Genomic DNA, 13,982 nt, shown 5'->3' on the forward strand with positions numbered 1-13,982 from the left:
ATGCGAAATTGGTGCGAGAAAAATGACGTTATTGCACTGGACACGTCATTCATAAATAATTTTCAAGAAAATCAGGATGTATATGAAGTGTGCAAAACATCATTATTTTTAAAACAGACTCAAGAAGTAAATATCATATCTTATAGAACCGAAAGTGGTGGAAGAGAACATCATGCAATTATCATTGGCAATCCAGATAAAGATGACGAACCATTAGTGAGAATTCATTCTTCGTGCTATACGGGTGACTTGTTAGATAGCTTGTCATGCGATTGCAGAAGTCAGTTACATCAAGCAATTCAAATGATAGCTGACTCTGGAAGTGGTATTATATTGTATTTGATGCAAGATGGAAGAGGCATTGGTTTAACTAATAAGTTAAGAGCGTACAGTATGCAAAGAGGACATAATCTTGATACTGTTGATGCAAATAGAATATTGGGTTTTGAAGATGATGAAAGGAGTTTTGCTGTTGCAGCTAAAATGCTTAAGAAATTGAACATTAACAAAATCCAATTACTTACAAACAATGATAGGAAATTGTCAGAATTGGAAAGTAGTGGTATAGGAGTTACAAAGTGTCTACCACTTATTGTGGAACGTAATAAATATAACGATTCATATATGGAGACAAAGTTTGGTAAATTAGGCCATAGATTAAGAGTTTTTTAGCTTTTTTGCTGTAACTACTTTGTTAATTTGCTATGTTTATTAACATAAGTTAAGATTTTTAGGAATACTAAAATGCTAAGATTTTTTAAGCGAGAAAAAAATACTGAATCCTTAGATAAGGATATAAATTGGAATTCAAACCGCTACAGCACAGTTATTGCTCAAAGGAATATTCTACTTTTATTTGCATTAATATTATTAGCAACGATCTCTATCAGCATATTAGTCATATTTAAAATTAGCACAAGTAGCACTATTGAGCCATTTGTTATAGAAATTGACAAGAAATCAGGAATAGTGCAATTGGTTGATCCTGTCACAGTAAAACAGTATTCTGCAGATGAAGCGCTAAACGATTATTTTATTTCAGAGTATATAAAAGCAAGGGAGGTTTTTGATCCATATCATTATAATTATAACTATTATACAAAGGTGAGGTTGTTTTCCTCACCTGATGTGTATAATGAATTTAGAAATTATGTAGGATCGCAGAATATGGATGATCTTTTTAATTTATATTCAGATACCAAAAGTGAATTTAAAATTCGCTCAATTCAAAAGTTGGGTAACGATGCTCTTCAGGTGAGATTTTTTGTGGAATTTACACGGAAAGATGGAAGTTCTACGAGAAAAAATAAGATAGTTATTATGTCATATAGATATGCATCGCTTGAAATGGATGATCAGCAAAGATATATTAACCCATTAGGATTTCAAGTTATTTCATATAGAGTAGATGATGAATATGTATAGGATATTATTAGTTTTAGCTTTACTTGTAAGTGGCAATTTAAACGCATCCATTAATTATAATGAGCCTATTTCTATAGATAGTAGAATAAAGACTTTTGTGTATAGCCCTAATGAAGTATTTACGGTGGTTTTTAGTCAGGGTTACTATTCTTATATTGAATTTGCGGAAGGAGAAAAAGTTAAAAATATCGCTGTTGGTGATGCATCAAGTTGGAAAATTAATCCTTATGACAATAAATTGCTTATCATGCCATTTGAAGTTAGTAGTCGCACTAACATGATTATTACGACAACTAAAAAAAGAAATTACATTTTTGATTTAATCTCAAGGCCAAACTACGATAAATACCCGGATACTGATGCTAAGAAAGTAGATCACGATTATTCTGCTGAAAAGGATATATCTTACGTAGTACGTTTTTATTATCCTCAAGAAGAAGATGAATTTGATGTTGATTTAGATGAGGTTTCTTTACCTACTCAAATGCAATATACTACAGACAAGCTAGAAAAAATAATACAAGAAAATGATACGAAGTACAATTATACATATATTGATGAAGGTGGTAATGCGGATATAGTTCCGATCGAGTTATTTGATGATGGTTATTTAACCTATTTAAAATTTAGAAATAATAATAAAATACCTCAGGTTTTTGTAGAAGGGGAGGATAAACCTTGTAAAAGGCTGTTATTTGATGATTATGTTATAATAAAAGGAGTACATAAAAAGCTATTTATGCGTTATGAAGATGGTGAAGTTGAAATTATAAATAGGTCACTTTAGCTGTGGTACATGCAATATGAATAAAGAAAGGCGTAACAATTCAGAAGATGAATCAGAAATAGAGAATAAGGTAGTAACAGTTGGCTCTAATCAAGGTCATAGGGCATTGATGGTCATTATTTTAGTGCTTCTGGCTGGTGGAGTGTATTATCTCTATTTTAGTCCTTCTCCTAAAGAGGGTTCAGAAGTTATTAAAAAAGAGGAAACAAAGCAAAACGTTCAAGAATTGAAAGGAAAGTTGGAACAAGTTCCAGATAATGTAATGGTTCCTGAAAGAATAATAACTGATCCCTTACCACCCTTACCTCCTCTTCCTACACCACTAATCATACCAGAAATAAAACAAATTAGAAAAGAAGAAGTGATGAAAAAAGAAGAAGAGAAACCAAAAGAAACTCCTGTGTCAAATATACCTATTTTGCCAAAGCAAAATTTTCCTTCTAGTAATGTTATGGGCAATTTACCTACCTCGTTTCCTACAATAGGGGGTGGCGGTTATCCTAGAGACAGACGTAGTGCACAGATGTTGACAATTTCAGGTGGTAGTGGAGAGAACAAGGCTGCTGATGCTATTTTATCCGACACTTCAGCACAATCGAGCAAAGCTACCAGAGTAGGAAAGCTTGGTTTAATGATTACTCAAGGTAAAATTATTGATGCTGTTCTTGAAACTGCAATAAACTCTGATCTGCAAGGAATGCTGCGTGCTATGGTGAGTAGAGATGTTTATGCAGAAACTGGTGATACAGTTTTAATACCTAAAGGCTCAAGATTGATAGGCAGTTATTCATTTGACTCGAATGTTGCTAAATCTCGTGTAAATATAAACTGGAATAGAGTGATTCTGCCACATGGAATAGATATTGCAATCTCATCACTTAGTACTGACGAGCTTGGTAGAGCAGGAATAGCAGGAATAGTTGATAACAAAATAGTAAGTGCGTTATTCTCTTCGGTGACACTTGCTGGTGTTTCGATTGGTTCTGCTGTTATAGGGCAAAAGGCTTCTAATCTTGTTGATACGCTAACTGTCAGAGATGCAGTAAAGTCTATCACTGCAACCGAAATAGATTTTTCTTCTCTCCAACTCATTATTGACCCAGAAAAGAAGATATCTAGTGACAAATGGAAATTAGGCCTTGGGGCTATCGGAAGAATTCGGAGTGCCAAAAGCAGACAAGATTTACTAAAAATAATGAAAGAGGAAATAGCAAAAGCACTAGGAATTGAAGAAGACGAGGTAAATATAAGCCTGGAAATTGTAAATCAACTGTTAGAACAAATTCAAAGAAAAAGCAAGTCTGTTTATGATGAAGCAATCGGGAAATCAATCGAGGATTTTTCTAAAGATATGCGGGATGTAGTGGGCAGATATACAGATAAAAAACCAACTATTTATGTTGATCAAGGCACTGCATTGAAAGTATTTGTTAACCAAGATATAGTATTTCCTCCACAGGCAATATTAAATCAATGAAATGAACTATGCTGCACTTGATACATATTTGGAGCCATTACGAGGCATATTTCAAGAAGAAGGCGTAAATGAAATATCAATAAATAAGCCAAAGGAAGTATGGATTGAAAATCGCGGTGAAATAAGGTGTGAAAAATTAGAAGTATTCGATCTTAACCATTTGAAATCTCTTGGCAGACTGATTGCTCAAGCTACAGAACAAAAACTTAGCGAAGAAGCGCCGTTACTTTCGGCAACATTACCAAATGGTTATCGTATACAGATAGTATTTCCGCCAGCATGTGAACCTGATAAAGTAGTCATGTCGATTCGTAAGCCTTCTAGCATGCAGTTAGCACTCGATGATTACGAAAAAATGGGGGCTTTTTCTGAAACTGTTACAGAAGCAACTGATAATCCAGTTGACCGTCATTTGGATTTATTGTTAAGGCAAAAAAAAATAAAAGAGTTTTTAGAATACGCTGTAATAAGTAAGAAAAATATTATAATTAGTGGTGGAACTTCCACTGGTAAGACTACTTTTACTAATGCTACTTTGCGTGCTATTCCAGATGAGGAAAGAATTATTACTGTTGAGGATGCAAGGGAAATCGTTTTGAACGATCATCCCAATAAAGTCCATCTAATTGCCTCTAAAGGAGGGCAGGGCAGAGCAAAAGTAACCACTCAAGGTTTGATAGAAGCGTGCTTACGTTTAAGGCCAGACAGAATAATAGTTGGTGAGCTCCGTGGAGCGGAAGCTTTTAGTTTTCTTAGGGCGATAAATACTGGTCACCCTGGATCAATATCAACCCTTCATGCGGATAGTCCAACAATGGCCCTTGAGCAAATAAAACTGATGGTTATGCAAGCAAACCTTGGCATTCCTCCAGACCAAATTATACCATACATTAGAAATGTGATTGATATTGTTATTCAGCTAAAAAGAACCGGTGGGGGCAAAAGAAGCATTTCTGAGATATTATTTACTAGATCTGCGAGCGAAAATGCTTAAATTTATACATAAGTTAAGGAAGAGTAGTTTATGAGTAATAGAAATCACCTGCGTAATATTCTCATAGGAGGTGTAGTAGCTTTTAGCGTACTTGAGTTTTGCTTCTATCTATCTGGTATATTGTTTGTTCTGTTTGCTGATGGTCCGGATGCTGTGGATTTTAAGGCAATTAATCCTAGTTTGACGCCTTTCCCTCAAGCTCTTTGGCCAACGATTTTTGATCATATACAATATTGTTGGCATCATCCAGAGTTATATAGCCTTGAGCTCAAAATCACATTAATTATATCTTCTGCACTGCCTATCATTGTTTTAATGATTATCTTATGGAATTTAAGAGAAAGGATAATTGAGTGGCGACCATTTAAAAAGAAGGAATCACTTCATGGAGATTCGCAGTGGGCATCAGAGAAAGACATACGAAAAGCAGGATTAAGAAGCAAAAAGGGATTATTGCTTGGTAAAGATAAAAGAGGATACTTCATTTCTGATAGGTTTCAGCATGCATTGTTATTTGCACCTACAGGTTCTGGTAAGGGTGTTGGCTTTGTAATTCCTAATTTATTATTTTGGACTGACTCGGTAATTGTACACGACATAAAATTAGAAAACTATGAAATAACAAGTGGTTGGCGAGAACGACAAGGACAAAAAGTATACGTATGGAATCCAGCGCAGCCAGATGGAATAAGTCACTGTTACAATCCATTACAATGGATTAGTGAAAAACCTGGGCAGATGGTTGACGATGTGCAGAAAATAGCTAACCTAATCATGCCTGAACAAGACTTTTGGCAGAATGAAGCAAGAAGCTTATTTGTTGGAGTGGTATTATACTTACTTGCTGCACCAGAGAAAGTTAAATCTTTTGGTGAAGTTGTGCGTACGATGCGTAGTGATGACGTGGTTTATAATCTTGCTGTTGCTCTTGATACAATGGGTAAAATACTACACCCTGTAGCATATATGAATATTGCAGCTTTTTTACAAAAAGCTGATAAAGAAAGGTCAGGTGTTGTATCAACCATGAACTCATCACTTGAATTGTGGGTAAACCCATTGATTGATACTGCAACTGCGTCAAGTGATTTTAATATTCTAGATTTTAAAAAGAAGAAAATTACAGTTTATGTTGGTTTAACTCCTGACAACTTGACTAGGCTCAGGCCTTTAATGCAGGTTTTTTACCAACAGGCAACTGAGTTTTTATGTAGAAAATTGCCATCGGATGACGAGCCTTATGGCGTATTGTTTTTAATGGATGAGTTTCCTACACTTGGAAAAATGGAGCAATTTCAAACAGGTATTGCATATTTTCGTGGTTATCGAGTTAGGTTATTCTTAATTGTTCAAGATACTGAGCAGCTCAAAGGAATATACGAAGAAGCAGGGATGAACTCCTTTTTGTCAAACTCGACTTACAGAATAACTTTTGCAGCCAATAATATTGAAACAGCTAATTTAATATCGCAACTTATAGGAAACAAAACTGTACAACAAGAATCGTTGAATAAGCCTAAATTTTTAGATTTAAATCCTGCTTCAAGGTCATTACATATCTCTGAAATACAGAGAGCATTGCTATTGCCTCAAGAAGTTATTATGTTGCCACGTGACGATCAGATAATTTTAATAGAGTCGACTTACCCAATTAAATCAAAGAAAATTTTGTACTACAGTGATACCACCTTCACAAGAAGGCTGCTCAAACAAACTCGTGTGCCTACACAAGAACCATATGACCCAAACAAAGTTCTTTCTGCCGCTGCGAGCAAAGATAAGGTTAATAACGAGGGGAATAATGTTCTTGAGGGACCTAATTCAGTTGATTATCCTGCTGAAACTAAAACCGAAGATGCAGTATATGATGAATCAGATGAATTTGCAGACGAAGATATTGATGATGAAGATATCGACGATAAGTTTGAAGATGATGACGAGGAAGATGAGGATAGATTAAAAAATGACGAGAAGTAAGGTTAACTTTGCCTATTTTTAGCTCAGAAAAGTGCAAGTTATGCAAATAATTAGGTTTTTCATATTAAGCCATTTTTAATTAATTAGTATTAGATTAGCTATTTTAACTAGGGGAGTAGTAATGATTAGTAAAAAAACATTAGCGGTTACAGCATTTGCTTTATTGTTGTCACAACAATCTTTTGCAAGTGAAACAGAAGGGTTTTACTTTGGTAGTGGGTATTACGGTCAATATTTAAATAACACAAGCGTACTAAAAACAAGCACTACAGGTATCAAAAATTTGTCTATAAATGACAGGGGTGCTCAGAACACAGAAGGTCAGTCACTAAGTGAGTATAAAGGAGATTATAATCCACCTTTTGCTGCAAATGTGGCATTTGGTTACACAGGGGAATTGGGTAACAACAGCTATAGGGCTGAATTGGAAGGGATGTATTCTTCTGTAAAAGTGGATAATATTGGTTTAACAAGTAGCCAAATAACTGTTTCATACCTAAAGGAGACTGGTGAGGATCCTGATAAAGAAACTTATCTCTATAGTGCTGCAGTTAGTCATGACCAAATTGAGAACATATCTGTAATGGCAAATGTTTATCATCATTGGAAAAGTGACCGTTTCTCTTTTTCTCCTTACGTTGGTATTGGGATCGGTGCAACAAGAATGACGATGTTTGAAAAACCGTCAATAAGACCCGCAGGTCAATTAAAAGCTGGCTTTGACTATCGCATAAACGAAGATGTAAATATGCATATCGGATATAGAGGTTTTGGTGCTATTGGTAGCGATATTAAGCTTACAGCAAAAAGGTTAGGACAAGTGGTAGACGACCCTAATAATGATAAAAAAAAGAAGCTTAATCCTAGCTCAGGTAGCAAAGTAACTGAGGAAATAAATATAGGTAATCAACTATTTCACACACACGGTATAGAGGCTGGTCTTACTTTCCATTTTGCCAGCAAAGCTTAAACATGTTGCCCTTTAAAAAATGCATAAAACCGTTCCTGTCGTCCTATGGCTTGACCATAGGATCTAGTTAAATATAGATCCAAGTAGTCACGCTACTTGGATGACTAGGTAGAGGGTACTGGGATGATATAGGATAATATGGGATGAAGGCAAAAAAACATTAGCTATGTTCTTTTCACAACAATGCATCTCTTCATTCCCGCTAAGTCATATACATATTCCTGAAAAGCTAATTCGTATGAGGGGATTATTTTGTCAATATTGCTTTGATCTTCACCTATCTCCAATATCGCAAACCCATTTTTTTTAAGGCACTTTCTCAATATTGGAAAAATGCTCAAGTAACAGCTCAAACCATCAATACCACCACCAAGGGCAATTCTTGGTTCCTTTTGCACTTCAGCTTGCAAGTCTTTCAATTTGCTTCTTTTAATATATGGAGGATTACTGATTATAAGATCGAATGAACCTCTGCACTCTGTCCACGAACTTGGAAATATTTTGGCTCTGCTGAGAAGATCATGTTTTTTTGTGTTCTGATAGGCAACTTTATATGCTTCCAAGCTTTTTTCAAAACCGACGCCAACAGCATATTCATACTCACTAAGTACGGATATCAATAAACAACCTGTGCCTGTACCAAAATCTGCAATTTTTAGTTTCTGTTTTTTGTTTGGGTAATATTTTAACACTGCTAGGATTATTGTTTCACTATCTGGCCTTGGATCTAAAACATGCTGGTTAACTATAAAATTTTTACTCCAGAATTCACGATTACCTATTATTTGCGATATTGGATATCTTTCCGCTCTTTTTTTTGTTAATTTCCAAAATAAAAGTTCTTTCTCCATCGGCACTTGATCAGCATGGTTCACAATTATAAATGATCTTTCCACTCCAAGTACGTGCTGCATGATGATTTCACAATCTAAATGTGGTGATTCAACTTTATGTGACGATAATAACTCCGATCCTTCTTGAATTAAAGTGCTGATTGTTTTCATTATTCTAAAAATATGTTTCTTTCAGCCAAAAATAGCAAGATGAGCTTCCAGTTTAGGGTAGCTGCACTAAATCCCAGTGTCAAGCACGCAGCTGTACGAACATTGCAATTTGCAGATCCAAGTAGCTTGACTACTTGGATCCAGCTAAGTTGGTGAGCATAAAAGTATAGCTAATGCGAGCTTTACGTCATACCGTCACGGTATCTCTAGATTCCGCTAACACGTAGCGGGACGACGAGGTCAGGGTGTCATCCTAGTACCTTCTCCTGTCATCCCAGTGCCCTGACTACTTGGATCCAGGAAAAAGAATGGTGTCATCCAAGTAGCCTCCCTCCCCTGTCATCCCAGTGCCCAGACACTGAGATCCAGAAAAGTTTGCTTGTAAGCAAGCAAACTAGCACAGAAAGTGGTTACAACATTTTCGATGAGATTATATGGAAAACTGGATTCCAGTGTCAAGCACTGGAATGACACCTTCCTGCCCAGTTCATGTTGCCATAAATATTAAGAAATTTACCAAGCAAAAAAAAGGCAAAAGAAGCCCTAGTCATTGTCTATTTTCAGTATTGGCGTTTTTTAAGTCTTAAACACTGCAATTTAGCTGCTTTTAAATGCAACTCACCTTAGTTTAAATGTTTAAGAAATTTACTAAGCAAAAAAAAGGCAAAAGATATCCCGTATTAGCTAGTTGTCACTCTCTAATCCTGCAAATTGGCGTACTATACTGTCTTAAACGCTTTATAAGCGCGTTTCAGCTTATATAGGTAAAAACCCAGAAATGTTGTGAAGAAGTAAAGTGTGCATAGTGCAAAAAATTAAAAATAAGACGCCAATTACGTAATACTGTTGTCATTTAATCTGCACAGATTGAAGATAAATGAATACCTTCAGTACCATGATAATGGGGCTGGCGAAGGGTGTCAAGTAAGTTTTTTCGTTTCTACTGAATGACAGTTGTGGCTTGGGAGGTAGTGCAAGAAGTCTACTGATGGCTTTCAAGGCAGTTGAGCTTAATTATTAGAGTAGTAATGTTGATTTTTATATTGACTATTGAGGTTTATTATTTTACAACTAAAAACTTAGTTATTTTAATGAGCTTGAGTTTATAACATATGCCTACGATAAATCAATTAATACGTAAGGGTAGATTAGGATTGACCCATAAGAAAAAGGTACCAGCTTTGGGAGAAAGCAACCCTCAAAGGAGAGGTGTTTGCACTAAGGTGTATACTACAACTCCTAGAAAGCCTAACTCAGCACTCCGTAAAGTAGCCAGAGTAAAAATTAGTGGGTATGGTGAAGTGACGGCTTATATACCTGGTGAAGGTCATAATTTACAAGAACACTCTGTTGTTTTGATACGTGGTGGGCGGGTTAAAGATTTGCCAGGTGTGCGTTATCACATAATAAGAGGTGCCCTTGATCTGCGTGGTGTGCAAAATCGAAAGAAAGCTCGTTCAAAATATGGTGTAAAGAAATCTGGTTAAAGTTTATGGCTCGTCGGAATAAAGCAAAAAAAAGAGAAATAAGTCCTGATTCGCGTTACGGCAGTGTTTTGCTGATGCGTTTCATTAATACAATCATGAAATGTGGTAAAAAATCTACTGCAGAAAAGATTATCTATGACGCTTTGTCTTTAGCTGAAAAGAAAATAGGCGAAGGTGGGTTATCAATTTTTGAGACAGCAGTAGGAAATGTTACTCCTTCTATAGAAGTGCGTTCTCGACGCATTGGTGGTGCAACTTATCAAGTACCTGTTGAAGTTCGACAAGATAGAGCGGTTTCTTTAGCGTTAAGGTGGATTGCTAAAGCAACTTCTGCTGCTCGAAAAAAGAGTGGAAAAACCACTGTTGATTGTTTGCAATCTGAAATACTGGATGCTTATAATAAACGCGGTGGTGCGTTTAAGATGTGCGAAGAAAAATATAAAATGGCTGAAGCTAATAAGGCATTTTCTCATCTTCGTTTTTAATGTTAGCTAATTAATTGTGATATGGAAATTGGAATATCTAAATACAGAAATATAGGGATAATGGCTCACATAGATGCTGGTAAGACTACCACAACAGAGCGTATTTTATTTTATACTGGTAAGCAAAATAGAATTGGTGAAGTGCACGATGGTGCAGCTTCTATGGATTGGATGGAGCAGGAAAAAGAGCGTGGTATTACAATCACATCTGCTGCAACAACATGTTTTTGGAATGATCATAGGGTCAATATAATAGACACTCCTGGTCACGTTGATTTCACTATTGAAGTTGAGAGATCTTTAAGGGTTTTGGATGGTGCAGTTGCTGTATTTGATGGAGTTGCTGGAGTTGAACCTCAATCTGAGACAGTGTGGCGTCAAGCTGATAAATATAGCGTTCCTCGTATCTGCTTTGTTAATAAGATGGATAGAATAGGGGCAAATTTTTATCGATGTGTTGATATGATAAAGACGAAGCTTGGTGCAGCACCTTTAGTTATTCATTTACCAATAGGGAGTGAGAAAGATTTCAAAGGTATAATTGACCTTATTTCTATGAAAGCCATTATATGGCAAGAAGAAACGTTGGGCGCTAAATTTTCTTATGAAGATATTCCTTCTGATTTGCTTGATAAGGCTCAAGAATATCGAAATCTTTTATTAGATGCTGCAGCTGAGATGGATGATGAAGCGATGAATACTTACTTTGAGTCTAATGATCTGCCAGTGGATTTACTGAAAAAATGCGTGAGAAATGGGACCATTAAAGGAAAATTTGTTCCTGTGTTATGTGGATCAGCTTTTAAAAATAAAGGCGTACAACCACTTTTAGATGGTGTGGTTGACTTTTTACCTTCTCCTATTGATGTTGATGTAATTGTTGGAATTGATCCTAAAGATTCAGAAAAGAAAATTGAGGTCAAACCTTCAGAAAAAGAGAAATTTGTTGCTCTTGCATTTAAAGTGATGACGGATAAATTTGTAGGCAGCTTGACGTTTATCCGTATTTATTCTGGTAAATTAAAGTCTAAATCTACCGTTTCAAATGCGTTAAAAAACGAAACTGAAGGGATTGGCAGAATGTTACTTATGCATGCAAATAACCGAGAAGATATAACTGAGGCTAGGGCTGGAGATATAGTTGCTTTAGTTGGGCTAAAGAAAACAACCACCGGAGATACTTTATGTTCTGTTGATTTTCCTATATTATTGGAGCGTATGGAATTTCCTGAGCCTGTTATTGAAATTGCTGTAGAACCTAAAACCACTTCAGATCAGGAAAAATTAGGTATTGCTCTAAATAGGTTGGTTGCAGAAGATCCTTCTTTGAGAATGTCAGTAAATGCGGAAAGTGGCCAGACTATATTGAAAGGCATGGGTGAGCTCCATCTTGAGATTATTGTTGATAGAATGAAGCGCGAATTTAACGTTGAGGCTAACGTCGGTGCTCCTCAGGTTGCATATCGTGAAACTATCACTAAATCTGTTGAAATTGATTACACTCATAAAAAACAATCTGGTGGAGCTGGTCAGTTTGCTAAGGTTAAAATAAAATTTGAACCTCTTGAGCCTGGTTCTGGGTTTCAATTTGAAAGTAAAATTGTAGGTGGTGCTATTCCAAAAGAGTATATTCCTGGGGTAGAAAATGGCTTGGAGTTGATAAAAGAAGGTGGTATAATTTCGGGATTTCCGTTGATTGATTTTAAGGCTACCCTTCTTGATGGTGCTTTTCATGAGGTTGATTCTAGTCCTTTAGCTTTTGAACTTGCTGCTAAAGGTGCTTTTAAAGAGATGGCAAATAAAGCTGGTCCAAAAATGCTGGAGCCTATAATGAAAGTTGAAATCATTACTCCTGAAGAATATATGGGTGATGTTATGGGTGATATAAATAGTAGAAGAGGAAATGTTGCTGATATGCTCGATTTAGGTAATAATAGTAAAATAATTACTGCTTCGGTACCTCTTGCAAATATGTTTGGTTATATCAACGTTTTGCGTTCTATGTCTCAGGGAAGGGCGCAGTATAGTATGCATTTTTCTTGTTATGAGCAAGTGCCACAATATGTGGTTGATGAGTTAAAGTTAGAGTATAATTAAGGGTAATAATTATGACAGCAGTAGTGGAAGCATTTGGAAAGCCGCATGTAAATGTGGGAACAATAGGACATGTGGATCATGGGAAGACGACGTTAACAGCGGCGATAACGAAGCATTATGGAAATTTTGTAGCGTACGATCAGATAGACAAAGCGCCAGAAGAAAGGAAGAGGGGGATAACGATAGCAACAGCGCATGTTGAGTATCAGACAGAGAAAAGGCATTATGCACACGTTGATTGTCCTGGACACGCTGACTATGTAAAGAACATGATAGTAGGTGCAGCACAGATGGATGCGGCGATATTGGTAGTGTCGGGGGTTGATGGGCCAATGCCACAAACGAGAGAGCATATATTGCTGGCGAAGCAGGTAGGTGTTGGATATATCGTGGTGTATATAAATAAAGCTGATGTTGCTGATGCTGATATGATAGATTTAGTAGAAATGGAAGTGAGGGAATTACTGAGTAAATACGGATTTCCAGGGGATGAAGTGCCTGTGGTGGTTGGTTCAGCGCTCAAGGCGCTGGAGGATGACAGCAGCGAATATGGAAAGAAATCAATAGATAAATTGATGGAAAAGTTAGATGAATATGTAGCGGTTCCACCAAGGCCTGTGGATTTACCATTTTTATTGCCAATCGAAGATGTATTTTCGATATCGGGGCGAGGAACAGTGGTAACAGGAAGAATAGAGAAGGGAGAGATAAAGACGGGAGAAGAGATAGAGATAATAGGTCTGAAAGCGACGCAAAAGACGATATGCACAGGTGTTGAGATGTTTAAGAAGTTGCTGGATAAGGGAAGTGCAGGACTCAATGTAGGAATATTGTTAAGAGGAACAAAAAGAGAAGAAGTGGAGAGAGGGCAAGTATTAGCGAAACCGGGGACGATAACACCGCATAGAAAGTTTAAGGCGGAGGTTTATATATTAAAGAAAGAGGAAGGAGGAAGGCATACACCATTTTTTGCGAATTACCAGCCACAGTTTTATTTAAGGACAACGGATGTCACTGGGAGCATAAAATTGCTAGATGGGAAGGAGATGGTAATGCCAGGAGATAATGTGAGTGTAGAAGTAGAATTGCAAGTACCGATAGCAATGGATAAGGGATTGCGTTTTGCGATAAGAGAAGGCGGTAGAACTGTTGGTTCTGGTGTTGTTTCTGAAATTTTGGAGTGAGAGTTTGAGTTATAGGAGTGTAGCTCAATTGGTAGAGCGCTGGTCTCCAAAACCAGAGGTTGTAGGTTCAATTCCTATCGCTCCTGCATTAATGT

Annotated in this window: 12 protein-coding genes and 1 tRNA gene; 12 read left to right on the top strand and 1 reads right to left on the bottom strand. The window is 36.6% G+C overall.

The annotated features are described in order from the left end of the window. From WG67_RS07915 to WG67_RS00050, 7 genes are all read left to right on the top strand, one after another. Positions 1 to 672 (top strand): GTP cyclohydrolase II (locus WG67_RS07915; RefSeq protein WP_458694946.1); only part of this gene is annotated, 672 nt, incomplete at its 5' end. 72 nt (positions 673 to 744) lie between these two features. Continuing rightward, a complete protein-coding gene (locus tag WG67_RS00025) occupies positions 745 to 1,425 on the top strand; it encodes a VirB8 family type IV secretion system protein (RefSeq protein ID WP_010082650.1) in 681 nt (226 codons plus the stop codon). Continuing rightward, the gene (gene virB9 / locus WG67_RS00030) at positions 1,412 to 2,212 is read left to right on the top strand and encodes a P-type conjugative transfer protein VirB9 (protein WP_179945723.1); all 801 of its coding nucleotides are present in this window, start codon (positions 1,412 to 1,414) and stop codon (positions 2,210 to 2,212) included. The genes WG67_RS00025 and virB9 overlap by 14 nt, the downstream gene beginning before the upstream one ends. 16 nt (positions 2,213 to 2,228) lie before the next feature. Next, positions 2,229 to 3,689 carry a TrbI/VirB10 family protein gene (locus WG67_RS00035; protein ID WP_010962301.1) on the top strand — a complete coding sequence of 487 codons (1,461 nt, stop codon included), beginning with the start codon at positions 2,229 to 2,231 and terminating at the stop codon, positions 3,687 to 3,689. 1 nt (position 3,690) lies between these two features. Beyond that, positions 3,691 to 4,683: a P-type DNA transfer ATPase VirB11 gene (virB11, locus tag WG67_RS00040; RefSeq protein ID WP_070356702.1), complete on the top strand. Its 993-nt coding sequence runs from the start codon at positions 3,691 to 3,693 to the stop codon at positions 4,681 to 4,683. A 30-nt stretch (positions 4,684 to 4,713) separates the two neighbouring features. Continuing rightward, positions 4,714 to 6,660, top strand: a complete 1,947-nt coding sequence (locus WG67_RS00045; RefSeq protein ID WP_070356703.1) for a type IV secretory system conjugative DNA transfer family protein — start codon at positions 4,714 to 4,716, stop codon at positions 6,658 to 6,660. Between the two features lie 121 nt (positions 6,661 to 6,781). Continuing rightward, on the top strand, positions 6,782 to 7,630 hold the full coding sequence (locus WG67_RS00050; protein WP_010962304.1) for a P44/Msp2 family outer membrane protein: 849 nt from the start codon (positions 6,782 to 6,784) through the stop codon (positions 7,628 to 7,630). A 164-nt stretch (positions 7,631 to 7,794) separates the two neighbouring features. Here WG67_RS00050 and prmC read toward each other — a convergent pair whose 3' ends face one another. Further along, positions 7,795 to 8,634, bottom strand: a complete 840-nt coding sequence (gene prmC / locus WG67_RS00055; RefSeq protein WP_070356704.1) for a peptide chain release factor N(5)-glutamine methyltransferase — start codon at positions 8,632 to 8,634, stop codon at positions 7,795 to 7,797. Positions 8,635 to 9,746: 1,112 nt separating this feature from the next. Here prmC and rpsL point away from each other — a divergent pair. The 5 genes from rpsL (at position 9,747) to WG67_RS00080 (ending at position 13,973) form a co-directional block, all read left to right on the top strand. Beyond that, positions 9,747 to 10,121 carry a 30S ribosomal protein S12 gene (rpsL, locus tag WG67_RS00060; protein ID WP_006279787.1) on the top strand — a complete coding sequence of 125 codons (375 nt, stop codon included), beginning with the start codon at positions 9,747 to 9,749 and terminating at the stop codon, positions 10,119 to 10,121. 5 nt (positions 10,122 to 10,126) lie between these two features. Beyond that, the gene (rpsG, locus tag WG67_RS00065) at positions 10,127 to 10,606 is read left to right on the top strand and encodes a 30S ribosomal protein S7 (protein ID WP_007549313.1); all 480 of its coding nucleotides are present in this window, start codon (positions 10,127 to 10,129) and stop codon (positions 10,604 to 10,606) included. Between the two features lie 21 nt (positions 10,607 to 10,627). Then, positions 10,628 to 12,703, top strand: coding sequence for an elongation factor G (gene fusA / locus WG67_RS00070; protein WP_010962308.1), 2,076 nt, complete (start codon positions 10,628 to 10,630; stop codon positions 12,701 to 12,703). 11 nt (positions 12,704 to 12,714) lie between these two features. Further along, positions 12,715 to 13,887: an elongation factor Tu gene (gene tuf / locus WG67_RS00075; RefSeq protein WP_010962309.1), complete on the top strand. Its 1,173-nt coding sequence runs from the start codon at positions 12,715 to 12,717 to the stop codon at positions 13,885 to 13,887. Between the two features lie 13 nt (positions 13,888 to 13,900). Then, positions 13,901 to 13,973, top strand: a tRNA-Trp gene (locus WG67_RS00080). Positions 13,974 to 13,982: the final 9 nt, after the last annotated feature.

The sequence above is a fragment of the Wolbachia endosymbiont of Drosophila incompta genome (assembly GCF_001758565.1).
Taxonomy (GTDB): domain Bacteria; phylum Pseudomonadota; class Alphaproteobacteria; order Rickettsiales; family Anaplasmataceae; genus Wolbachia; species Wolbachia pipientis.

What these genes read in the sequence shown, in the direction of transcription:
- WG67_RS00025 (WP_010082650.1), top strand. Translation starts at nt 745, where the DNA reads ATGCTAAGATTTTTTAAGCGAGAAAAAAATACTGAATCCTTAGATAAG.
- virB11 (WP_070356702.1), top strand. Translation starts at nt 3,691, where the DNA reads ATGAACTATGCTGCACTTGATACATATTTGGAGCCATTACGAGGCATA.
- prmC (WP_070356704.1), bottom strand. Translation starts at nt 8,634, where the DNA reads ATGAAAACAATCAGCACTTTAATTCAAGAAGGATCGGAGTTATTATCG.
- WG67_RS00045 (WP_070356703.1), top strand. Translation starts at nt 4,714, where the DNA reads ATGAGTAATAGAAATCACCTGCGTAATATTCTCATAGGAGGTGTAGTA.
- rpsG (WP_007549313.1), top strand. Translation starts at nt 10,127, where the DNA reads ATGGCTCGTCGGAATAAAGCAAAAAAAAGAGAAATAAGTCCTGATTCG.
- fusA (WP_010962308.1), top strand. Translation starts at nt 10,628, where the DNA reads ATGGAAATTGGAATATCTAAATACAGAAATATAGGGATAATGGCTCAC.
- WG67_RS00050 (WP_010962304.1), top strand. Translation starts at nt 6,782, where the DNA reads ATGATTAGTAAAAAAACATTAGCGGTTACAGCATTTGCTTTATTGTTG.
- rpsL (WP_006279787.1), top strand. Translation starts at nt 9,747, where the DNA reads ATGCCTACGATAAATCAATTAATACGTAAGGGTAGATTAGGATTGACC.
- WG67_RS00035 (WP_010962301.1), top strand. Translation starts at nt 2,229, where the DNA reads ATGAATAAAGAAAGGCGTAACAATTCAGAAGATGAATCAGAAATAGAG.
- tuf (WP_010962309.1), top strand. Translation starts at nt 12,715, where the DNA reads ATGACAGCAGTAGTGGAAGCATTTGGAAAGCCGCATGTAAATGTGGGA.
- virB9 (WP_179945723.1), top strand. Translation starts at nt 1,412, where the DNA reads ATGAATATGTATAGGATATTATTAGTTTTAGCTTTACTTGTAAGTGGC.